This is a genomic window from Thalassolituus pacificus (genome assembly GCF_025318105.1).
GTDB classification, from domain to species: Bacteria; Pseudomonadota; Gammaproteobacteria; order Pseudomonadales; family Oceanobacteraceae; genus Venatoribacter; species Venatoribacter pacificus.
In genome coordinates this window covers 78,052-100,952 of record NZ_JAOANI010000014.1, presented here as the reverse complement: position 1 = coordinate 100,952, position 22,901 = coordinate 78,052, and the positions used below count along the sequence as shown (strand labels likewise).

Sequence of the window (22,901 nt, the reverse complement as noted above, 5' to 3'; positions counted from 1 at the left end):
ATATTATGTCACGCTGCGATTATAGCGGTGCCAGTAAGCGTTAAACAATCAATAAAACACGACATATAAACGACAACAGACTGTTTTATAAACACGCCTTAATAACGGCGGAACTTATCGACAAAAAACAGATTAATCGTTCCACCTTGCCATAACGCAAGGGAAGCTCTGAATAAGCATCGCGCCCCTTGTGCAATCAAATGATAAACATTATCATCTTTTCTGTTTATTTCCTTCCCGCCGGATCAGCATGACATCGCAAACTCTTGATCAGCTCAGCGTTGGTACCCAGGCCCGTATCATCGGATTTACCGCTACCGAAGCCAACTTCCGCCGTAAACTGCTGGCCCTCGGATTAATGCCGGGCACCCAGATTGAAGTACGGCGTTTTGCTCCGCTGGGCGATCCGATGCAGATTCAGCTACGCGGCGCCTCTGTCAGTCTGCGCAAGCAGGAAGCCTCCATTATTCAGGTAGAAGTCATCGTATGAACCGAGCTGTTATTGGTGTCATCGGCAATCCGAACTGCGGCAAAACCACCCTATTCAATGCCCTGACCGGTGCCAAACAAAAAGTGGGCAACTGGCCAGGCGTGACCGTTGAACGCAAAGAAGGCAATCTGGTGTTGCGCGGTGTCAGCCATAAACTGGTCGACCTGCCGGGCACTTATGCCCTCGACAGTCACGACGATGAACTGTCCACCGATGAAAAAATCGCCCGCGAATTTGCCTTAAGCGGCGAAGCGCAACTTATTATTAATATCCTTGATGCCAGCAACCTTGAGCGCAACCTGTTTTTAACCTCACAACTGCTGGATATGGGCGTACCGGTTATCTGTGCCGTCAATATGCTGGATGTCGCCGAGCGCGAAGGCATTCATGTGGATACTCAACTGCTGTCGCAGCAGCTCGGTGTGCCGGTGGTGCCGATTGTCGCCTCCACCGGACGCGGCATTGAAGAATTGTGCCGTATCCTTGCTCATCATCTGGAGCACGCAACCGTGGCGACGCCGCTGCTGCGCCTGGATACCGATTTTGAGCAGGCGGTGAATCAACTGAAAGAACGGCTGCAGGGAACCGTCGCCAATCCGTTCTGGAGTGCCACGCGGGTTCTGGAAAACGACATGTACGCCAGCGAAGTACTGCCGCTGGAGCGCCGCAACGAAGTCCTCGCACTGGCGCAGCAGCTGCGGCAAACCCTGGAAAATCAACACCAGCAGCCGATTGATGTATTAATGGCCAACAGCCGCTACCGCTCAATCCAGCATATTCTGCAGCAATCCCTGACTGTTAATACCAAAGGCCGCACGCTGAGCGAACGCATTGACGACTGGGTACTGAACCGCTGGCTGGGCATTCCGTTCTTCTTTGGCGTGATGTACCTGATGTTCACCTTCGCCATCAATGTCGGTGGTGCCTTTATTGATTTCTTCGATATTGCCTTTGCCACGGTATTTGTCGACGGTACTCATTACCTGCTGGACGGCATCGGTGCGCCGCAATGGCTGGCAACCCTGCTGGCCGATGGTCTCGGCGGCGGTATTCAGCTGGTTGCTACGTTTATTCCGGTCATCGGTGGACTGTATCTGTTTTTGTCGATCATTGAAGACTCTGGCTATATGGCCCGCGCGGCCTTTGTGATGGACCGTTTGATGCGCGCCGTCGGCCTGCCAGGCAAATCTTTTGTGCCGCTGATTGTTGGTTTTGGCTGTAACGTACCGGCAGTGATGGCTGCCCGCACCATGGACACCCACAAAGACCGTCTGCTGACCATTGCCATGGCACCGTTTATGTCCTGTGGCGCACGCTTATCGGTATACGCGCTGTTTGCGGCGGCATTCTTTACCGAGAACGGTGCCTTTATGGTATTCAGCCTCTATGTGCTGGGCATTGTCATGGCACTGCTGACCGGTATTGCACTGAAAAACACGCTGTTCAAACCGGACCTGACCCCCTTTGTGATGGAACTGCCGGCTTACCATGTGCCAACGGTAAAAGGCATTCTGATCAAGACCTGGGAGCGGCTTAAATCCTTCTGCCTGCGCGCCGGTAAAACCATCATTACCGTTGTTGTTGTGCTGAGTTTTCTTAACTCGCTGGGTACCGATGGTTCGTTCGGTAATCAGAACAAAGAAAGCTCAGTTCTGTCGCGAATCGCCAACGTCATTACGCCGGTCTTTACTCCTCTGGGCGTACAGCAGGATAACTGGGCGGCCACCGTGGGTATCATCACCGGTATTTTTGCCAAAGAAGCCGTAGTGGGTACGCTGGATGCGCTCTACAGCCCGGAAACCAGCGCCGACAGCGAATACTCGCTCAGCGCCGGTCTGCTGGAAGCACTGCAAACCATTCCGGCCAATGTCGCCGACCTCGCCGACAACCTGCTCGATCCGCTGGGGCTGAGCCTGATCAGTGCCGATCAGGGCGAAGAACAAGGCGTACACAGCACCACCTTCTCCACTATGGATGCGCTGTTCGGCAGCCAGCTGGCCGCTTTCTCGTATCTGGTGTTTGTCCTCCTTTATACGCCCTGCGTCGCAACACTCGGCGCCATGGTACGGGAAGCCGGACTGCGCTGGATGTTGTTTGTTGCCGGCTGGAGTACCGGGCTGGCTTATACCACTGCGGTGATTGTCTATCAGCTTGGCAGCCTGCCTCAGCACCCGCTCAGCTCCCTGCTGTGGGTCGGTGGCAGTATCGCCTTTATCGGTCTTAGCCTGTGGCAGATGCGCCGCTACGGCCAGAAGCACAGCGCCCGCCTGATCCCCCTTACCCCCGTCTGATTTTCTGATATTGCGCTGCGGTGACCCGGCCACCGCAGCCGCACCTTTCCTGACAAAAGTAGCGCTATTTCTAAGAAACAAGTTCTAGGCACTTTGCCATGCCTGCGTTAGAATGCGCGCGCTTTTTTTCGAGGAGTTCACAATGGAACTTATAGCCGACCAGGGACATATATTTATCATCCTGGCCTGCATTTTCGGTGTATTTATGGCCTGGGGAATTGGTGCAAATGATGTTGCCAATGCCATGGGAACGTCAGTTGGTTCCAAAGCCATCACCATCAAGCAAGCTGTCTTTATTGCCATTGTCTTCGAATTTGCCGGTGCATTTTTTGCCGGAGGCGAAGTCACCGAGACCATCCGCAAAGGGATCATTGATCCGGCGGTGATGTCAGGTCATCCCGAACTGTTTGTATTCGGTATGCTGGCGTCCTTACTCGCAGCCGGCACCTGGCTGTTAATTGCCTCTTACGCAGGCTGGCCGGTATCCACTACCCATTCTATTGTCGGTGCCATTGTCGGCTTTGCTGCCGTCGGCATTTCGATGGATGCCGTCGAATGGGGCAAGGTAGGTAACATTGCCGCCAGCTGGGTCGTATCCCCGGTCATTGCCGGCTCCATTTCTTATGTACTCTACAAAAGCGTAAAGCACTTTATTCACGACACCCAGGACCCCTTTGCTCAATCCAAGCGCCTGGTGCCGTTTTACATCATGCTGGTTGGCTTTGTTATTTCCATGGTCACCCTGCTCAAGGGCCTCAAGCATCTGGGTCTGAAGCTGGATTTTACCGATGCCATCTGGATCTCTCTGCTGATTGGCGTAGCCGTTATGGCCATTGGCCGCTTCTTTGTCGGACGTATCCACGCCGACCCGGAGCTCACCGAAGAAGTTCATCTGGCGAACGTTGAAAAAGTCTTTGCCGTACTGATGATTTTTACCGCCTGCGCCATGGCCTTCGCCCACGGCTCCAATGACGTTGCCAATGCCATTGGCCCGGTTGCCGCAGTTTACAGCGTGGTCAGCCACAGTGGGGAAATCACTGCCAAGGCTGCGGTGCCAATGTGGATTCTGCTGGTGGGTGCCTTAGGCATCGTTGTTGGCCTGGTGACCTTTGGTCATCGTGTGATCGCCACCGTTGGCTCCGGCATTACCGAACTGACGCCCAGCCGTGGCTTTGCCGCAACACTGGCCGCCGCCACCACCGTTGTTGTTGCTTCCGGCACCGGCCTGCCAATTTCCACCACTCATGTTCTGGTCGGAGCCATTCTGGGCGTGGGCCTGGCGATGGGCACCGACGCGCTGAACTACCGCAAAATTGGCTCCATCTTTGTCTCCTGGCTGGTGACGCTACCGGCGGGTGCTCTGCTGTCGATTATTTTCTTCTTTATCTTCCGCGCGATCTGGTTGTAAACATCCCGCTGCTGATAAAAAAAAGCGTCTTTTAAAAGGCGCTTTTTTTATGCCTGCCTGCCACGAAAATGCCCACAGCTCAGCACGGCCGGACAACCTGAAGTCATCTGCGGTCAGCGCATAGGATTGATGACCGCCTTGTGGCATAACTGACACATGACGCGCCGAAAAAATTATGGTACAAACGTACCACCAATAAAAATAAAGCGTCTGTGATCGGCCCCATGCTTATAGCGGAATAATCTATGACTCAAATGTATTTTCAGAATCTGACCCAGGGTTTACAGCAGGCCGGCATTTGCACGCCAACCCTGGTGGTGGATAAAGAACGCCTGGATCGCAACATTGATCACCTGATTGATGTGCTTAACCGCGGCTTCGATTACCGTATTGTGGCCAAGTCACTGCCCTCTGTTCCGTTACTGCAGTACATCATGCGCCGCACCGGCACCACACGGCTGATGAGTTTTCATCTGCCGTTTCTGATGCATCTGGTCGAGCATATTCCGGCCGCGGATGTACTGCTGGGTAAGCCGATGCCTGTGGCCGCAGCCGAGCATTTTTATCAATGGCACAGCCAGCAGACCAGCAGCATGTGCTTTGCTCCGGAACTGCAGTTGCAGTGGCTGATCGACAGTCACGAGCGCCTGCAGCAGTATCAGGCACTGGCACAGCGACATAATCTGCGTTTACGCATTAATCTGGAAATCGACGTTGGCCTGCATCGTGGTGGTTTTCTGCCCGACCAGCAGTTTATTAACGCCTTAAAAACCATTGCCGCCTCCCCCTTGCTGACACTGTCCGGCCTGATGGGCTACGAAGCACATATCAGTAAAATTCCGGGATTCCTCGGCGGCCTCGACAAGGCCCTGCGCAGTACGCAGGAGACTTATCGCCACTTTACTACGTTGATTAAAGAGACCCTGGGCAACGATGCGCTGGATGGCCTTTGCCTGAACACCGGCGGCAGCTCGACCTATCCGCTGTACGATCAGGACAGCGTCGGGCTGGTCAACGAAATCGCTACCGCCTCAGCACTGGTCATGCCGACCGACTTTGATGTCACGACACTGGAACACCACCAGCCTGCGGTGTTTATTGCCGCACCGGTACTGAAGGTGGTGAAAGATCCTGACATTCCGATGGCCAGTGGTCTGTCGCGTTTACTGCGTTTATTTGGTCGTTTACCGCATCAGGCCTGTTTTATTTACGGTGGCAACTGGCTGGCGCAACCCTGCTATCCAACGCCGTGTAAACGCGCCAGTATTTTTGGTCACTCCAGTAATCAGGAGCTGTACGAGTTGCCAGACGATCACCGTATCCGCCCTGACGATTATCTGTTCTTCCGCCCCAGTCAGAGCGAATCGGTCTTCCTGCAGTTCGGGAATATCGCGCTGTACGAACAGGGCCGCATCAGTGAATGGTGGCCGGTATTCAATTATCCGGAAGCCTTTCCGGCGACGGCTCAGGCCCGCAGACACAGTGCTGCCGCTGAAATATCTTCCTGATCTTCCGTATCTGAAATAATAAAAAACTGAGGAATCATCGTGTCCGCTGCTCTTACCCTGGTTGCTTATCTGCTTGTTCCGGCATTGCTTGTTGTTCTTTGTCAGCGTGTTCGCTGGCTGGATAAGCTTGGCGTGGTTGTGCTGTCATTTGCCAGCGGCATCGCTCTGGCCGCTACCGGAATGCTACCGGATCTGGCAGGTGCCGAAACACTGAAAGCCGTACAAACCAATCTGTCAGAAATTGCCATTGCACTCGCCCTGCCGTTGCTGGTGTTTTCGATTGATGTCAAAGCCTCGTTCGGCATGGCCGGTGACACCATGAAAAGCATGGGTGTGGCCTTAATTGCGGTCATCATTGCCAGCGCCGCCGGGGCTTTTATCTACGCCGATTCTCTCGCCAATGTCTGGCAGATTGCCGGTATGTCGGTGGGTGCTTACACCGGGGGCGGGCCGAATATGGCGGCCATTAAAACGGCGATCGGGGCTGACGAAAACATCTTCACCACCATGATCACTTACGACATCCTGCTGTCGGCGCTGTATCTGATGTTTGTGATGACCCTGGCCAAGCCGATTTTCAGCCGCTTCCTGCGCCCTTACCGCAGTCAGGGCGAACACGCCTATCACAGCGAAGAAGAAAAGTTTGGTCATATGGCTGATGAAACCGCCAACGCCTATAAAGTGCTGGCCAATGTCAAAGCGCTGCCAAAGACCGCACTGGCTCTGCTGCTGTCCGCCGTCAGCGTCGTCATCGCGCTGGGCGTGGCTTCACTGGTGCCTGGCAGTATGAGTTCCGCGGTGACCATCATTACCATCACCACGCTGGGCGTGCTGGCATCTTTTGTGCCGGCCATCCGTAACCTGCCCAACAGCTTTCAGCTGGGGATGTACCTGATTCTGGTGTTCTGTTTCACCACCGGCACCATGACCGATACCAGTATTGTTACCAACCTGAACGTCGACCTGTTTGCCTATATCAGCATTATTCTGATCGGCTCGCTGATTTTGCAGGCCATTATCTGTCGCCTTCTGGATATTGATACCGACACCTTTTTAATCACCTCATCGGCCGCCATTATGTCGGTGCCTTTTATTCCGGTGATTGCCGGAGCACTGAAAAACCGCGAGATCATTCTGCCGGGCTTCGCCGCGGCGATCATCGGCTATATCGTCGGAAATTATCTCGGGGTCGGTGTCGCCTTCTTTACCCGCTGGCTGCTTGGCGCCTGAGATGTTCAGTCGGTGTGCAAACAGCGACCTGCAGCATAAAACCATCCTGATTGCCGGCGCTTCCGCCGGCATGGCCCGCCAGCTGGCACTGTTAATTGCACAGAGGCCTAACCGCTTTATTCTGTTTGCCCGCCGCCGGCACGAACTGCAGGAGCTGGCAGATCAGTTACGCGCACTGCAGTGTGAGGTACTGACCGTCTGCGGTGATGCCTGCCGGGAAGAAGACACTAACAATGCCGTATCTCTGGCAATGGCTCAGTTCGGACGCATTGATCTGGCATTACTCAATGTCGGCGCCGGCCCTGAACAGCGCATGGCAGAAACCTCCGTTACCGATATCCGCCAATGCATGGAACTGAATTATCTGAGCCTTGCGAATTTTCTGCCGCCGCTGATCGCTGCGATGCGCAGCCAGCAGGCGGATAAACGCGGATTACGTGGCACCATCGCCCATACCAATTCTCTGGCCGGTTTTCTTGGCCTGCCACTGCAGGGACCGTACAGTGCCGCCAAAGCCGCTGCCCGCTTACTGATGGACAGCTGCCGGATTGAGCTGGAACCGGAAGGCCTGAAATTTATCTCGCTTTACCCCGGCTTTGTGCAGACAGCGCGGGTTAACCAATACGATATGCCCGCCCCTTTTGCCATCAGCGAAACCCGAGGCGCAGAGCTGATGCTTAAAGGCCTGCTGAGCGGCCGCGACGATTATCTGTTTCCCGGCCCATTAAGCTGGTTGATCCGTCTGGCACGCATACTGCCGACGTTTATCAGTAAGCCATTATTACGCCGCGCGCTCTGAACTACGCCCATACGGCACCATCATCCTGCATCCGCAAAGCGGTTATACTGGCCACCTAATTCGTGGAGCCATTTATGACCCGCCCAACCTATCAGCGTCAGAATTTTCCCGACCGTATCGTACTTGAACCTTCAATGCCCGCCGACAGCTGCATTATCTGGCTGCATGGCCTGGGTGCCAGCGGTGATGATTTCGTACCGCTGCTGCCGCATTTGTTACAGGCTCTCAATACCGCTCAGCCACCCGTGCTGCGTGCTGTTTATCCGCATGCAGCACAGCAGCCGGTAACCATTAATGGCGGCATGGTGATGCCCAGCTGGTACGACCTGCTGGCCACCAGCCCGCGACGTCAGATTGATGACCAGCAACTGAGCGACTCCGTACGACGCACCCACACACTGATCGATCAACAAATAGCCGCTGGTATCGACAGTCGCCGTATTTTGCTGGCCGGTTTCTCTCAGGGTGGTGCTGTCGCTTATGAAGCCGCTTTCAGCTATCCGCAACCTCTGGCTGGGTTAATGGCGTTATCAACCTATATTGCCCGCCCACTGCAGATAAACGCCGCCAATCAGCATCTGCCGGTGCTGATTGCTCATGGTGATTATGATGGTGTGGTCAGCCCGGAACTGGGCGAAGAAGCCAGCCGGTTGCTGGCACAGTCTGGCATCAATACCGAAAACCATCGTTACCCGATGGCGCATGAAGTGTGTCTGCAGGAGATTGAAGGTTGCGGCCGTTTTTCCGGCCGCTGCTTCAACGCTGCGGTTTAGAGGCTATTTCGGGCTGAGTATAAACTCAGCCGCCAGGCTGGTCAGTTTACCCGCCAGATCTCGCTGCTCTTTGGCGGTTTTTCGCATAAAGTTAGACGTTGCAACGGTGTGCTCGGCAATTTTATAGATGCTGCGCACACTGCCTGCCACTTCCTGATTGGTGGCAACCTGTTCCTCAGCCGCCGCCGCGACCTGATCACTCATATCGCGGATGGTGCGCACCGCACTGCGGATATGGCCCAGTTCCTCATCCAGCGATGAGGCCAGTTTTACCGTATGCTGTACCGCCTCCTGTGATGACTCTACCGCCACAAAAGCCTGTTTAGATTCCTGCTGGAAGCGACCAATAATACTTTCAATTTCTGCAGTTGAATCCTGCGTACGCTGCGCCAGCGTCCGAACTTCGTCAGCCACAACAGCAAAGCCCCGCCCCTGTTCACCGGCCCTCGCGGCTTCAATGGCGGCGTTTAACGCCAGCAGATTGGTTTGCTCGGCGATGGATTTAATGACATTCAGCACACCACCAATGGCACCACTGCTGTCATGCAAGCTGCGGATTACAGTTGAAACCTGATGCATTTTTTCATCCAGCTGGCCGATATAATTCAGACTGCTCTGCACCGCTTCACCACTTTTGTCGGCGGTATGATTTGCTTCATCTGACTGGTTAGCGACCTGCTGAATATTGCCGGCAATTTCTTTGGTCGCCACTTCCAGCTGGCCTATTGCAGTAACCACCTTCGCGGTTTCATGCTGCTGTAAATCCATCCCCTTAGTGCTGAGCGAGATAGTGACGTGATTCTGCATCGAAATCAGCGTCAACTGCTCAGAGATCGCATTAATATGCTCCACCATCGATGCCATCCGCGCCATCATTTGATTACAGGCCCGCGCGGCTTCGCCAAGTTCATCATCCAGCAATACCGGTACACGCTGATGCAGACACAAGTCATCCCCTGCGGCGGTCAGGCCAATATGCAGTTGTCGTATCTGCTGGTACAGCAGATACGACAGCCAGAACGCCAGCGAGGCCGTAATACCGACCGCCAATACTGCAATCAGCACCCCCAGCCAAATCTCATGCTGGGTCGATCTCAGGACCGCGCTGGCATTAGCCAATAACGCTTTCTGCTGCTCATCCTCCAGTGTTTTTAAAGCCTCTATCCTGGCCGTTGCAGCGGCAAACCAGTCAGTCGGGGAAACGCCGAAACCACGGTTGCTCTGTAGCGCTTTTTCGCGCAAACGTTCAACCTCAACAACCACGTCAGACTGCTGAAATTGACGATATGCAGCCAGAGCCTGCGCATCGGCAATGCGTTCAAAGCTCTGCAGAAAAGCATCCTGTTCCGATACCAGTCGCACAAAGCGGGCGAACAGTGCCGGTGTAAAGGCATCCTGAGCGAATACGTTACTTAATACGGCACGTTCAATACCGGCACGCTCCTTACCCTGCAAAAAGCTGTAATAAGCCTGCAACTGACGCACCGTTGGGCCATGGCCAGTAAATTTGCTGGCCAGCGCCGGTACAATCAACAGCCGGTCTATGGTTTGGGTATAAAACGCCAGAACATCAGGCAACGCTGCCGACTGCGCCTGCACTCCCTGACGCAAAGTACTGAGCTTTTTCAGATTACTCTGAACATCTTTTATGGCCTGATTGAGAGTCGGATAAACGCTGAAATCCTGCTGGTTGAGAAAGTTATTCCAGCCTCGCAGCCGTTCATCCGCCACGCTCTGCTGCTGTGGCAGGGCAGTAGCAAAATCTTTGCCTTTACTGCCAAGAAAACCTGCGGACATGCCCCGTTCTTTCTGCAGCTCATGCGCCAGTGCGCTGTTCAGCGCTGAAATATTTACCAGAGCCTGCACATCGGACAGCTCATCCATATGGTTCAGACTGCCAAGCAACCAGCGTCCCTGCAATAACAACAACGCCACTAAAGGCACAGCAATTAACAGCAGCAGCTTGCCTTTAACACTTAATGATTTCAGCAGTCCCATGCGGATTCTCCCGGTGAAAATGGTGTCTGGCATTCAGAATAGACTCGCTGACAAAACTCACAGGGAGACAGAATGACAGATACGACAAAAGCCTCAGACACATCATTGCTGGCGGGCATCTAATCAGGAATAAGACTGAAGTGGCCGTGGCCTGTTAACACTAACAGAGGGGATTAATCTGATAACTCAGCGGAGCGGGCGCAGTTACGGCCATCGTGTTTGGCACGATAAAGCTGTTCATCGGCCGCTACAATCAGCTGCCCGGCGTTATGCTTAACCGAAGGCGTGACGGTCGCCACCCCGGCGCTGATACTCAGGACATCGCCTGCTAACGATTTTTCATGGCGGATAGTCAATGCTGCAACCGCCGCCAGCAGGCGCTCTGCCAGCAGCATAGCCCCGGTATTGTCGGTGCAGGGCAGCAGACAGACAAACTCTTCGCCACCATAACGCGAAACACTGTCATGTGGCCGCAACAACACAGTGCGCAGAGCGTGAGCAACTTCCTGCAACGCTTTATCGCCCGCCACATGCCCATAGTGATCGTTGTATTGTTTAAAAAAATCGATATCAATAAGAATCAGTGATAATGGCTTTTTATCACGCTGTCCCTGACGCCAATGCACCTGTAACTGTTCATCAAAACGACGGCGATTGGCAACACCGGTTAAACCATCCAGCATCGCAATAGAGTACAAAATATCACGCTGTAATTTCACCGTAACGTGGGTACAGACGCGGGCAAAAACCACCACCGGGTTAATAGGCTTGGTAATAAAATCGACAGCACCTGTATCGAAGGCACGGACTTCATCCACCACTTCATTCTGAGCCGTGACAAAAATAATTGGAAAATCATTGTCTACCGGGTCAGCCTTAAGCGTTTTGCAGACATCGTAGCCATTCATATCCGGCATCATAATATCCAGCAGCATAATGTCCGGTTTATTATCCGCACACAGCTCCAGTGCCTGCCGGCCACTGGTCGCCATGACGATTTCGAATTCCGCTTTAAAAATTTCATTCAGACTGCGGATAATCAGCGGCTGATCGTCGACGATCATCAGACGCGGTTTATGCGTCAGACCGGGGATTAATTCTGCCAGTGTTTTACCTGACTTCATGACCACTCCTGCACACGGATCAGCGTTCTTTTGGCGGCCGTAAAATCCAGCTGTTCAATCTGTTCAAGCATTTGCTTAAACAGTGATCCATTGCCCGGAAAACCTGCCGGCGGCAACTGTTCAATCAACTCCAGCACCGCCATATTATTGTCCTGTAACAGCCCATGCAGCTGCACCAAGGCTTCACGCCAGCGTTCATCCGGCCAATGCTCAGACACTGCAGGTTCTGACGGTGTGTGACTTTGCAGCCCGCCACTGGCCACAGTATCGGCCACTGTATCGGCCGCAACACCAGTCATCTTAACCAGCGCCTGATACGAGGCCGATAGCAACGCCTGCAGTTCAGCAAGCATTGCTGCGGTTTGTTCCGTTTCATTCGGCAGAACATCGTTCTCTGTGGCTGAAGCCGGGGCCGATGCTATGTTATGAAAACGCTGCTCCAGCTCGCCACTGCGTCGCGCCAGAGTCACAGCACCCATGGTCGCCGCCGTACCTTTCAGTGTGTGCAGGCTGGCGGCACTGTCAGACCAGCGCCCTTCCTGCCATTGCTGATCAAGCTGGCAGAGCAGGCTGGTCATATCCACCATAAAGCGCTCTGACATATTCACCAGCAGCGACTGATTATTACCAAAGCGCTGCAGCAAAATATCGCGGTTTTCCAATGCTGCCAGGGCTGTTTCATCGCTCGTCAGCGAGACTTGAGCGCTGGCGTGGCCGGTCAGCTGCAACAACGAATGCACAACATTATCGAGGTCAATAGGTTTGCCTACATGCGCATTCATACCGGCGGCAAAACAGGCTTGCCGGTCAGATTCAGCAACATTGGCTGTCATCGCCAATATTGGCAGATGGTTAAAACGACCATCGGCACGGATACGCCGGGTGGCTTCCAGACCATCAATATCCGGCATCTGCATATCCATAATGACCACGTCGTACGGATCTTCCGTGGCAAATACGTGATCAACACCACTCAAGCCGCCCTCAGCCAACTCGACAACAGCACCTTCGGCACTCAGTAATTCGAATGCAATTTCGCGGTTAATTTCATTGTCTTCCACTACCAGAATACGCATTCCGGCCAGGCGTTGTTCGCTGTCGACTGGCGGTAACGGCATCACCGGTTCGCCAGGGCTGTGCAATACGCGCATCACCGCTTCTGACAACTGCACCGGAGTGATGGGTTTACTGAGAAAATCACAAAATGGTGGATTATCACCGCACAGCACGTCATTGAGAGATTCCCGACCATAAGCACTGATTAAAATAACAGGTGGGGCATCGTTCCCCAGACGGTCAATCAGAGATTGGGCAACCGCCGTGCCCTCGTTATCGGGCAACTGCCAGTCAAGTAATATCACCTGATAGGGCTTATCCTGCTGATCCGCCCTGACCACCGCTTGCAATGCTGCAGCACCAGTTTGTTCAACCTCCACATTCCAGCCTAATGAGCATCCGTCACGCTGTAATAATTCGGCCGTCACCGGATTATCTTCAACCAGCAGTACCCGTAACGGTGGTTCAAACTGCGGAGCGGCGTAAGGCTCTGGCACGACAATGGGTAAATCCAGTTCAAACCAGAAGCAACTGCCTTTGCCCAGTTCGCTGTGCAGATGAAGCTCAGAGTTCATTAACGACACCAGACGCTTACAGATAACCAGCCCCAATCCTGTGCCACCAAAACGGCGGCTGGTCGATACTTCGGCCTGGGTAAACCCGTCAAAAATACGCTGCTGGTTGTCGGCTGAGATGCCGATGCCGGTATCTTCGACCTCTATGCGCAGACGGATCTGCTCACCATCGGTAGCTACACTGCGCGCCCGGACGGTGACATAACCGCTGCTGGTAAACTTCAGTGCATTACCCGCCAGATTAATTAAAATCTGCTGCAGACGATTGCTGTCGCCCATCAGGGTTTGCGGCAGTGAAACGTCCAGGTCAAACAGTACTTCAACCGGTTTATTGCCGAGATTGCCGGATATCACCACCGCCAGATTACGCATCACTTCATCAAGGTTAAAGGGCTGACGATCAAGCTGCAGCTTACCCGCCTCAATTTTTGAGTAGTCGAGAATGTCATTCAGCAGGCTGAGCAACGAGCCGGCTGCGCCCTGAGATTTATTCACATAATCCCGTTGCCGCTCACTGAGATCGGTCTGCGATACCAGTTTTAACATGCCCAGTACGGCATTCATGGGGGTACGGATTTCGTGACTCATATTGGCCAGAAAGGCTGATTTAGCCGCACTGGCGGCATCGGCTGCTTCTTTGGCTTCGCGCAGACGGGCTTCGTACTGCAGTTGATCGGTGATATCGCTGTTAATCCCGGTGACCCGCAATAAGGTACCGTCTTCCGCATATTCAACCTGAGCTCCAGCCTGAATACTGCGCTCACGGCCATCCGGCAATACGACGCGGAATACCGGGTCGTACACGCCGATACCAGCAACGGCATTGTTGAGAGCCGTCTCGGTACGCTCAAGATCATCCGGGTGAATACGCATGCGCCAGTGGTCATAGTTCAGGCCGTTGTCGCGTAAGCTGAGCGGCTGTTGGTACAGCTCAAACATGCGGTCATTCCATTGCAAATCGTTATTGGCCGGAGTCCAGGACCAAATCCCCATCTGCGCGACGTCGGCCGCCATCGCCAGCTGTGCCGTGGTCGCGGCCAGAGCATCGTGCTGCGCCCGCTGTTCGCTGATATCCATTGCAATCCCCAGGTAACCGACGATCTCACCGGCACTATCGCGCATCGTGGTTACTGACAGGCTAACCAGCAACGGCTGGCCATCTTTGCGTATGTACGTCCATTCACGGGTTTCGGCACCTTCCAGCTCCGAGCGGTACACAAACACCCGGAAGCCCCGGATTTTTTCACCGTATTCCCGTTCCAGCTCAACTGAACAGGCTTCAACCTCTTCCGCGACGTGCAACACCGCCGGTGACTGCACACCGACAAACTCTGCCGCACGATAACCCAGCATACGTTCAGCGCCCTGATTAAACAGGGTGACCGTGCCTTCTTGATCGGTGGCAATGATGGAAACTTCAGAAGCGGAATCCAGCACGCTTTGCAACAGCTGGCTGAGACGCTGGGCCTCACCGGCACGCTCTTCCACCTGGCGTTCCAGATTGCTGTTCAGCTCGATAATTTTTTCCTGAGCGGCTTTTTGCGCTGAGATATCCCGGATGCTTTCCGACACCCCTACCACTTTCCCTTCCGCGTTGTGAATGACGGCATAAGAAACCGACACATCCAATAAGGTGCCATCGACGCGGCAGCGCTGCCCTTCTTTCGGTAACAAATGTTCTCCCTGTGAAGCCGCCACACACACCCGGTGCTCTTCTTCCTGCAATTCGGGGGGAAGAATCAGCTCCATTAATGGCCGTCCCAGAGCATCCGCTTCGGCAATGCCAAACATCCTCGCCGCCGCCGGATTCCAGCTCTGTACATGACCGTGACAATCCTGACTGATGATGCCATCGGCCGAACTTTCAACAATGGAGGCCAGCCGTTCCTGTTGTGCCAAAAATTCTCTGCGCCGCTGGCGGCTGCTTACCAGCAACGCCAATAACGCACTGATAAGCACACTGATAAGAGAGCCCAGTGCAAAGACAATCTCTGGTGAAGGCAGATTTAACGCATGAATAAAGGATGGATATACCTGAAAACGGAATTGCCAGTGACGACCATAAATCGTGCGTTCAATCTGATAGCCGGCCACATGAGCAAACTCGGCGGAGGTTTGGTTATTAAAAAAACTGACCGGTTGTTGCGCATCGGTCATATCGACAATTTCCAGCGCCAGCTCATCCTCATGCATACGCAGATCGGCCATAACCTCGGCCATTAATAACGGTGCGTAGCTCCAGCCATAGCCCAGCTGTTCGCGTCCGGCCTGCGTCTGCGGGGTTTTACCACCCTGATACACCGGCATAAGAATCAGAAATGACTGTTGTGGGCTGCCGGTGGCCTGCACCAGGGTGATCGGGCCGGTTAAGCGCACCTCACCACTGAGTAAAGATGACCAGGCAGCCTCTCGGCGATTAAGTTCAGACGCAATATCCAGCCCAACCGCAGCGTCATTGCGCTCAACCGGTTCAATATATTGGATAACAAAACGCTCATCGGCGCGTGGCCCCAGCTGGCGTATTTTAAAATCCGGCCAGTCATCGGACTGAGCGGCCTGGATAAATTGTGGCTCATCGGCCAGCGCTACACGGCGGATAAAGCCAAACCCGCGTGCGCCCGGAAACTCAATATCGACATCGCGGGTGGCGCTGTAACGCTTCACCAGCTCACGGCTCAGATCCTCACCGGCGGTCAGGATGGCACCACGCATACCGCGCAGACCGTACTGGTAAAGCTCAATGCGTTCCTCTGCCTGATCTGCCAGATCGTATGCCTGCTTGGTCAGAGATTCGTGCAGACGCTCATCGTTCAGCTGTCCGATTTTGGCTGACAACAACAAACTGATCAGCAGCCCCGCCGCCAGAGCCACCAGCGCCCAGCCCCAGAGCTGGCGATGTTTGCCCTTGTTTATAACGTTTGGCACGCTGATATCTCCCTATCACCCACGAAACACCTGCCGTGAGCGGCGATGTATTGCTTAAGCCTAGTTTCCCCCATAGGAATCACCAGCGGCTGAACCGCTGGCCACCTTCTGGTATCCTTGCGCCTCTTTTTTGCCAGAACTCTGGCGCAGAGCTTTCACCCGGAATTTTCGTCCAGAAAACAGGAGCGCACCGTGGTTACCATGTACGGCATCAAAAACTGCGACACCATCAAGAAAGCCCGCAAGTGGCTGGAAGACGCCGGTGTTGACTATCAGTTTCATGACTACAAAAAAGACGGCTTAAGCGCTGAATTACTGGATGGCTGGATCCGCGAGCTGGGCTATGAAGCCCTGCTGAACAAGCGCGGTACGACATGGCGCAAACTGCCGGACGACATCAAAGACAATATTGATGAACAAAGCGCCCGTGCGGTGATGCTGGATAACCCGTCCATTATCAAACGTCCGCTGCTGGATACCGGCAGCGCCAAAGTACTTGGCTTCAGCGTTACCGAATACACCGAACTGAAATTCTGAATATTTCATTAATTACGTTAGAACGCGCATTCGCGCCCGATCTGAGGAATGACTATGACAAACGCATTTGCCCTGGCCATTGGTGTCGGCACCAAAAACAGCAAAGGTGACTGGCTCGAAGTATTTTACCCGCAGCCACTGCTGAACCCTTCTGCCGCTCTGATTGACGCCGCCAAAAGCGCTCTGGGCTATGAAGAAGGCAACGTTGCACTGGATGTTGACGGTGGCGAACTGGAAGCCTTTGCTGCAGCACTCGACAGCGCCGATCCGCTGCAGGCTGCCCTGGCCCGCGCCTGTACCGAAAGCGAAAAGCCGGTTGTGGTGACTATTCTGGCCGCCGATGAACAGGCCTCTTCTACTCCAGAGGTTTACCTCAAGCTGCACCTGCTGTCTCACCGTCTGGTAAAACCACACGGTCTGAATCTGGGCGGTATCTTCGGCCTGCTGCCCAACGTGGCCTGGACCAATAAAGGCGCAGTCGATCTGGATGAGCTGCCAGCTGCACAACTGGAAGCCCGCCTGAACGGCGACCTGCTGAGCGTCAACAGCGTGGATAAATTCCCGCGCATGACCGATTACGTGGTACCGAAAGGCGTGCGTATTGCACACACCGCACGTGTGCGTCTGGGCGCTTACATTGGCGAAGGCACCACCATCATGCACGAAGGCTTTGTTAACTTTAATGCCGGCACTATGGGCGTTTCTATGGTTGAAGGCCGTATCTCTGCTGGTGTGGTTGTGGGTGACGGTTCTGATCTGGGCGGTGGCTGCTCCACCATGGGCACACTGTCTGGCGGCGGTAACATCATTATTTCTGTCGGTGAAAAATGCCTGCTCGGCGCCAACGCCGGTATCGGTATCCCACTGGGCGACCGCTGCACCGTTGAAGCCGGTCTGTACGTCACCGCCGGTACCAAAATTCAGGTACTGGACGATCAGAAAAACGTGGTTGAAGTGGTTAAAGGCCGTGATCTGGCCGGTAAATCCGACCTGCTGTTCCGTCGTGATTCCATCACCGGTGCCGTTCAGTGCGTTACTAACAAGAGCGCGATTCAGCTCAACGAAGAATTGCACGCCAACAACTGAGGCTGCAGAATTTAACGCGGCTGAGCGTTCTGCTCAGCCCGTTAATGAGCCGCAAACCAGTGCGGATGCTGCAGATACCAGCGCACGGTATCCAGCATCGCCGCGGCAAAATCATGCTGCGGCATAAATCCTAATTCTCTGCTGATTTTTCCGGCATTAATGGCGTAACGCACGTCATGCCCCGGCCTGTCCTGCACATGGGTAATCAGCTGTTGCGAACGTCCGTCGATGGCACTCAGGGCCTGCGGATAATGTTCTGCTAATGAAGCATCGCGGGCAAACTCATCATTGATAAGGCCACACAACAACTGAATAAACTGCAGATTGGTCTGTTCATTATGGCCGCCGATATTGTAATTGCAGCCTGTTTTTCCGGCGCCAAGAATACGATCGATACCTGCCGCGTGATCTTTCACATATAACCAGTCGCGTACCTGCTGACCATTACCGAATACCGTTAAAGGCCGCTCAAACAGAATGTTGGTAATCATCCGTGGCATCAGTTTTTCCGGATACTGATAACGGCCGAAATTGTTGGAACAATTCGATAAACTCACATTCAGCCCGTAGGTTCTCGCCCAGGCATTTAACAAATGATCAGACGCCGCTTTGGTGGCCGCATAAGGATTACTCGGCTGATAACGGCTGTGCTCGCTGAATGGTTCACCCTCTTCACCCAGATCACCGAAAACCTCATCGGTTGAAACATGATGAAAACGATGCGGCAGCACTGGTTTACCAGCGTTAAGCGGTTCTTCAATCCACACATGACGCGCTGCCTGTAATACATTCAGCATGCCGACAATATTGGTTTCGACAAATTGTTCCGGTGCACTGATCGAACGGTCGACGTGGGACTCTGCGGCAAAATTAACGATCGTATCCAGACGATAAAAAGCCAGTAAATATTCAATCAGGCTGCGGTCGTTAATACTGCCCTGCACAAACACCGTATTCGGCCGTTTTAACGCCTCAGCTAAATTGGCTTTATTACCGGCGTAACTGAGGATATCGAGCACCACAATAAAATCCTGCGGATGCTCTTCCTGCCAGTATTCAATAAAATTGGCTCCGATAAATCCCGCACCGCCGGTTACCAGTAAACGTTTCATCAGAGAGATTCCAGACAACGCTGCAGGCTTGTGCGCCAGCAGACAGCTTGACGTTGCAGCCGGGCATGTAATGGGGCCGGGTCCAGTGCGCTAAATGCCGGACGTTGAGCGAGGATGGCCGGATTATTTGCGGCATAGGCAGTACTGCTGAGCGGAGTAATTCTGACCGCTTGTGTTAACAGCCCAAGGCTGAGCGCCAGCCGCTGTATTTCACAGGCAAATTCATACCAGCTGGCCACACCGCTGCCCGCCCAATGATAAATACCCTGTAATTGCCCGTTATACAGCAGCCACGCCGACTGCCAGATAACCTCAGCCAGCTCTGTTGCGGAAGTAGGCGAGCCATACTGGTCATTAACCACCTGCAGATCACGACCGGCCTGCATTAATTTGAGCATGGTGCGTAAAAAATTATGGCCATAATGGCTGTATAGCCAGGCGCTGCGGATAACCAACAGATCATCTTTTAAAATACTGGCCGCCTGTTGTTCACCCGCTAATTTAGACTGACCATAAATATTCAGCGGGCCGGTTTCAGCCTCGGATATCAGTGGTGTATCGCCGCATCCGGAAAACACATAATCGGTGGAAAGATGCAGTAAACGCGCGCCCTGCTGACGGCAGATTTCTGCCAGTACCGCAACAGCCTCAGCATTTACGCGGTACGCTTTTTCTGCCTGAATTTCTGCCTGATCGACGGCGGTAAACGCGGCGCAGTTAATCACCAGCTGCTGTCCGTCACAGGCCTGGCGCAACGCGTTGTCGTCGCAGATATCCAGTGCCTGATGATCACAGGCGCGCAGCCTGATCCAATCCGGGCAGCTTGCCTGCAGACTCCGGCCCAGCTGGCCGCCGGCGCCGGTCAGTAATACGTTAACCGGCGTCATACGAAATAATCGGCCTGTTTAAAAGAGGAGCCTCTGGCGTCTTTTTCAGATAATTTGGGTTCGCCCTGTAACGGCCAGCGGATAGCAAGATCCGCGTCATCCCAGCGCAGAATGCGTTCGCTTTGTGCGTGAAAATAACCGGTACAGCGATACAGGCATTCGGCCCGTTCACTCAGGGTATAAAAGCCGTGGGCAAAACCCGGCGGCACCCATAACTGGTGGCGGTTGTCAGCGGATAATTCGAAGCCCTGCCAGCGGCCAAAGGTTGGTGAAGTGCGGCGCATATCAACAATCACATCAAACACACGGCCTGCCACCACGCGCACTAATTTGCCCTGCGGTTGCTCCAGCTGATAGTGCAGGCCGCGCAAAACGCCCTGATGGGAAGCCGAATGATTATCCTGCACAAACGCCGCGCCTCCGGTCAGATCGTCCAGCCATTCCTGACGGAAGGTTTCCATAAAGAAGCCGCGCTCATCTTCATAGACTCTGGGTTCAATAATGTACACATCGTTAAAGACGGAAGACGGCGTCAGCATGGTGGTATCCACAAAAGAAAGCGGCAGCGGAGTAAATAAATACGAAGCGCGCGCGTTATAGCACGCGTCCGCTTAAACCAACAGCCTGCCGCAACCGGAAAGCATAAGGGTCAGGTTATTCTACCTGCAGTGTACGCCGGTCAAGCTCGCCCTGAGCATCCATCACCACCACTTCCTGCTCACCGGTCACGCTGAAGCGGTAACTGAGGGTTTCGGCCTCACCACTACTGCCTACGTGCAGGCCATTCACATACCAGTCGCGCGGACCCAATCCACCCTGAGCGTGCAGCGAGATTTCCGGTAAGGCAGCGCTGCCGCCGGCACGGGTACGGCTGGAGCGCAGAATCAGGCCATCCTGAATACCGGTAATCTGCAGCGGTTCGAGTGCCAGAGCCGGAGGCTCGCTGCAGCGCGGATCAACGGCGGGTAAACGGTTACGCAGGCGCTGACTGGCCGGCAGCCAGTGTTCCAGCGGCCGTGGCCAGAGTGCCAGCTGGTGCGCTGTGCGTGCGGGCACATCACAACTGCTATCGACCAATAAGCCGCGTTCGCTGGTCCAGTAGGTTAACGGGTTGCGCCATAAACCATCGCTGCGCTCATCGCGTAAGGTCGGCGGCAGCTGACTCCGTACCAGCCAGGCTTTATGGGTCTGGAAGCACTGATCGGCTGCGGTTTCAGCGGCACTCTTACCCAACGGCCAGCAGATGGTTTCCTGACTGACCTGCTCCGGCTGTGGCAGGACCCCAGGTTTATGTTCAATGCGGTCAAATAACTGGAACAGCACCGGCAGTGCACTGAGCGCGCCGTAATGTCCGGGCGATGGCGTGCCGTCCGGGCGGCCAAACCACACGCCAATGGTATAAGCAGGAGTCACACCCACCGCCCAGGCATCTCGGAAGCCATAACTGGTGCCGGTTTTCCAGGCGATGCTGCGGTCGTTATCCTGCAGGGCATAACTGCGCGCACGGTCCGGACGCGGACTTCGCAGCATATCGTTTAATACCCAGGCCGTTTCTGTCGAAAATAACCAACGTGAGCCTGCGACGGATGGCGACTCCCCATTCAGATAACGCAGCGGCCAGACCTGACCGCCATTCGCCAGTGCAGAATACAATTGCACCAGCTGCGCCAGCGATAATCCGCCGCCACCCAGCGCCATACTCAGGTTGGCCTTACCATCACCGGGAATACGGTAGCGTGCTCCGGCATTGGCAAGGGCTGCAGCAAAACGTTCCGGAGTAACAGCCTCCAGCACCTGCACCACCGGTAAATTAAGTGACTGCCGTAACGCTTCGGTGGCCGACACCGGGCCGGAAAAATGGCGGGTAAAATTTTCCGGCTGATAATCGGTAAAATAGCGTGGTACATCGCGCAATAAACTGGCGGAGTGAATCAGCCCGTCTTCTATTGCCAGTCCATAAATAAAAGGTTTTAAGGTTGACCCCGGCGAGCGCTGCGCCTGCACCATATCGACATGGCCGAAGCGTGAATCGTCGGCAAAATCGGCCGAACCGGCATAGGCGCGCACCTCGTGGCTGGCATTATCCAGCACCAGAATGGCGGCAGAATGACTGGGCGGAAAACGCTGAATTTCCTGCGCCAGATAATCTTCTATCTCGTACTGTAAATCGGCATCCAGCGTGGTTTTAATCAGGCTTTTATCGGCATTTTGCCGGCGTAATTCCCGCGCCAGTAACGGTGCCAGCTGCGGTGTATGCGGCTGATAGGCCAATACCGGTTCCAGCAACGCCTGCTGATAATCGGCCTGGGTAATCACGCCAAATTCCAGCATGCGCTGCAGCACTTTATTACGTGCATTTAATGCCCGCTGCGGATAGCGGTCGGGGCGCAAACGCGACGGTGCCTGGGGTAATACCGCCATTAATGCCGACTCGGCCAGCGATAAGTCCAGTGCCGGTTTATCCAGATATAAACGGCTGGCCGCCCCTACCCCTTCAATCACGCCGCCCATAGGCGCGTAATTTAAATACAGGGTGAATATTTCATCTTTGCTGTAATGCCACTCCAGCTGTAATGCCCGCAAGGCCTGTTCCAGCTTACCGCCGATGGAGCGTGAGTGCGGATGAAAACGCCGTGCCACCTGCATGGAAATGGTCGAGCCACCGGATACCACACAACCGCAGCGCCAGTTTTGCCAGGTAGCCCTCAGCAGCGCAAAAGGATTGATTCCGGGGTGATAATAAAACCAGCGGTCTTCGTAATTCAGTAATGCCTCTTTATAAAAAGGCGATACTTCGCTCAGCTCTACCGGATAACGCCAGACTCCATTGCTGTCGGCAAAGGCACGCAACGGCCGTTCATGGTGATCAACCACCAGCTGGGCAAAATCATTCTGCGCACCTTCTGTCTGGCGTTGCGGATCGGGTACGGCCAGTGGCCATAACCAATCGGCACTTTTTAACAGCAGGCAAAAAACTGCCAGCAACAGCACAAATCGGGTGGCTCTGTTCTGTGGCAGGCGGAAAAAACGTGCCGCGTTAAACGCGGCACGGTTGGCGGGTATGTTACTCACTCAGAGGACTCTTCTGACTGACACATTCAA

General features: G+C 54.2%; 16 protein-coding genes. 9 read left to right on the top strand and 7 right to left on the bottom strand.

Translation table 11 applies throughout. The features are described from left to right. Positions 1 to 250: 250 nt before the first annotated feature. From NYR02_RS05185 to NYR02_RS05155, 7 genes are all read left to right on the top strand, one after another. Complete coding sequence (locus NYR02_RS05185) at positions 251 to 490, top strand: FeoA family protein (RefSeq protein ID WP_260975331.1); 240 nt, start codon at positions 251 to 253, stop codon at positions 488 to 490. Beyond that, a complete protein-coding gene (feoB, locus tag NYR02_RS05180) occupies positions 487 to 2,781 on the top strand; it encodes a Fe(2+) transporter permease subunit FeoB (RefSeq protein ID WP_260975330.1) in 2,295 nt (764 codons plus the stop codon). Before NYR02_RS05185 ends, feoB begins: the two co-directional genes overlap by 4 nt. A gap of 142 nt (positions 2,782 to 2,923) precedes the next feature. Continuing rightward, on the top strand, positions 2,924 to 4,189 hold the full coding sequence (locus tag NYR02_RS05175) for an inorganic phosphate transporter (RefSeq protein WP_260975329.1): 1,266 nt from the start codon (positions 2,924 to 2,926) through the stop codon (positions 4,187 to 4,189). A gap of 245 nt (positions 4,190 to 4,434) precedes the next feature. Beyond that, the gene (locus tag NYR02_RS05170) at positions 4,435 to 5,697 is read left to right on the top strand and encodes a DSD1 family PLP-dependent enzyme (RefSeq protein WP_260975328.1); all 1,263 of its coding nucleotides are present in this window, start codon (positions 4,435 to 4,437) and stop codon (positions 5,695 to 5,697) included. Positions 5,698 to 5,736: 39 nt separating this feature from the next. Next, entirely contained in the window at positions 5,737 to 6,927 is a 1,191-nt protein-coding gene (locus tag NYR02_RS05165) for a DUF819 family protein (RefSeq protein WP_260975327.1), read from the top strand. A gap of 1 nt (position 6,928) precedes the next feature. Continuing rightward, on the top strand, positions 6,929 to 7,726 hold the full coding sequence (locus NYR02_RS05160; protein WP_260975326.1) for an SDR family NAD(P)-dependent oxidoreductase: 798 nt from the start codon (positions 6,929 to 6,931) through the stop codon (positions 7,724 to 7,726). A 74-nt stretch (positions 7,727 to 7,800) separates the two neighbouring features. Further along, positions 7,801 to 8,499: an alpha/beta hydrolase gene (locus NYR02_RS05155; protein WP_260975325.1), complete on the top strand. Its 699-nt coding sequence runs from the start codon at positions 7,801 to 7,803 to the stop codon at positions 8,497 to 8,499. A 3-nt stretch (positions 8,500 to 8,502) separates the two neighbouring features. On the opposite strand, the gene NYR02_RS05150 is transcribed toward NYR02_RS05155, so the two are convergent. The 3 genes from NYR02_RS05150 to NYR02_RS05140 form a co-directional block, all read right to left on the bottom strand. Beyond that, positions 8,503 to 10,497, bottom strand: coding sequence for a methyl-accepting chemotaxis protein (locus tag NYR02_RS05150; RefSeq protein WP_260975324.1), 1,995 nt, complete (start codon positions 10,495 to 10,497; stop codon positions 8,503 to 8,505). Positions 10,498 to 10,670: 173 nt separating this feature from the next. Then, positions 10,671 to 11,621 carry a diguanylate cyclase domain-containing protein gene (locus tag NYR02_RS05145; protein ID WP_260975323.1) on the bottom strand — a complete coding sequence of 317 codons (951 nt, stop codon included), beginning with the start codon at positions 11,619 to 11,621 and terminating at the stop codon, positions 10,671 to 10,673. Then, positions 11,618 to 16,177: a PAS domain-containing hybrid sensor histidine kinase/response regulator gene (locus tag NYR02_RS05140; protein ID WP_260975322.1), complete on the bottom strand. Its 4,560-nt coding sequence runs from the start codon at positions 16,175 to 16,177 to the stop codon at positions 11,618 to 11,620. The genes NYR02_RS05145 and NYR02_RS05140 overlap by 4 nt, the downstream gene beginning before the upstream one ends. 201 nt (positions 16,178 to 16,378) lie before the next feature. Between NYR02_RS05140 and NYR02_RS05135 the strand changes: the two genes are divergently transcribed. After that, the gene (locus NYR02_RS05135; protein ID WP_270049529.1) at positions 16,379 to 16,714 is read left to right on the top strand and encodes an ArsC family reductase; all 336 of its coding nucleotides are present in this window, start codon (positions 16,379 to 16,381) and stop codon (positions 16,712 to 16,714) included. A gap of 54 nt (positions 16,715 to 16,768) precedes the next feature. Continuing rightward, on the top strand, positions 16,769 to 17,800 hold the full coding sequence (gene dapD, locus NYR02_RS05130) for a 2,3,4,5-tetrahydropyridine-2,6-dicarboxylate N-succinyltransferase (protein ID WP_260975320.1): 1,032 nt from the start codon (positions 16,769 to 16,771) through the stop codon (positions 17,798 to 17,800). Positions 17,801 to 17,841: 41 nt separating this feature from the next. On the opposite strand, the gene rfbB is transcribed toward dapD, so the two are convergent. The 4 genes from rfbB to pbpC all read right to left on the bottom strand — a co-directional run bounded on the left by rfbB (position 17,842) and on the right by pbpC (position 22,871). Beyond that, positions 17,842 to 18,912 (bottom strand): dTDP-glucose 4,6-dehydratase, encoded by a 1,071-nt coding sequence (rfbB, locus tag NYR02_RS05125; RefSeq protein WP_260975319.1) that lies wholly within the window; start codon positions 18,910 to 18,912, stop codon positions 17,842 to 17,844. Further along, positions 18,912 to 19,799, bottom strand: coding sequence for a dTDP-4-dehydrorhamnose reductase (gene rfbD, locus NYR02_RS05120; protein ID WP_260975318.1), 888 nt, complete (start codon positions 19,797 to 19,799; stop codon positions 18,912 to 18,914). Before rfbD ends, rfbB begins: the two co-directional genes overlap by 1 nt. Continuing rightward, positions 19,796 to 20,338 carry a dTDP-4-dehydrorhamnose 3,5-epimerase gene (gene rfbC / locus NYR02_RS05115; protein ID WP_260975317.1) on the bottom strand — a complete coding sequence of 181 codons (543 nt, stop codon included), beginning with the start codon at positions 20,336 to 20,338 and terminating at the stop codon, positions 19,796 to 19,798. The genes rfbD and rfbC overlap by 4 nt, the downstream gene beginning before the upstream one ends. 115 nt (positions 20,339 to 20,453) lie before the next feature. Further along, on the bottom strand, positions 20,454 to 22,871 hold the full coding sequence (pbpC, locus tag NYR02_RS05110) for a penicillin-binding protein 1C (RefSeq protein ID WP_260975316.1): 2,418 nt from the start codon (positions 22,869 to 22,871) through the stop codon (positions 20,454 to 20,456). Positions 22,872 to 22,901: the final 30 nt, after the last annotated feature.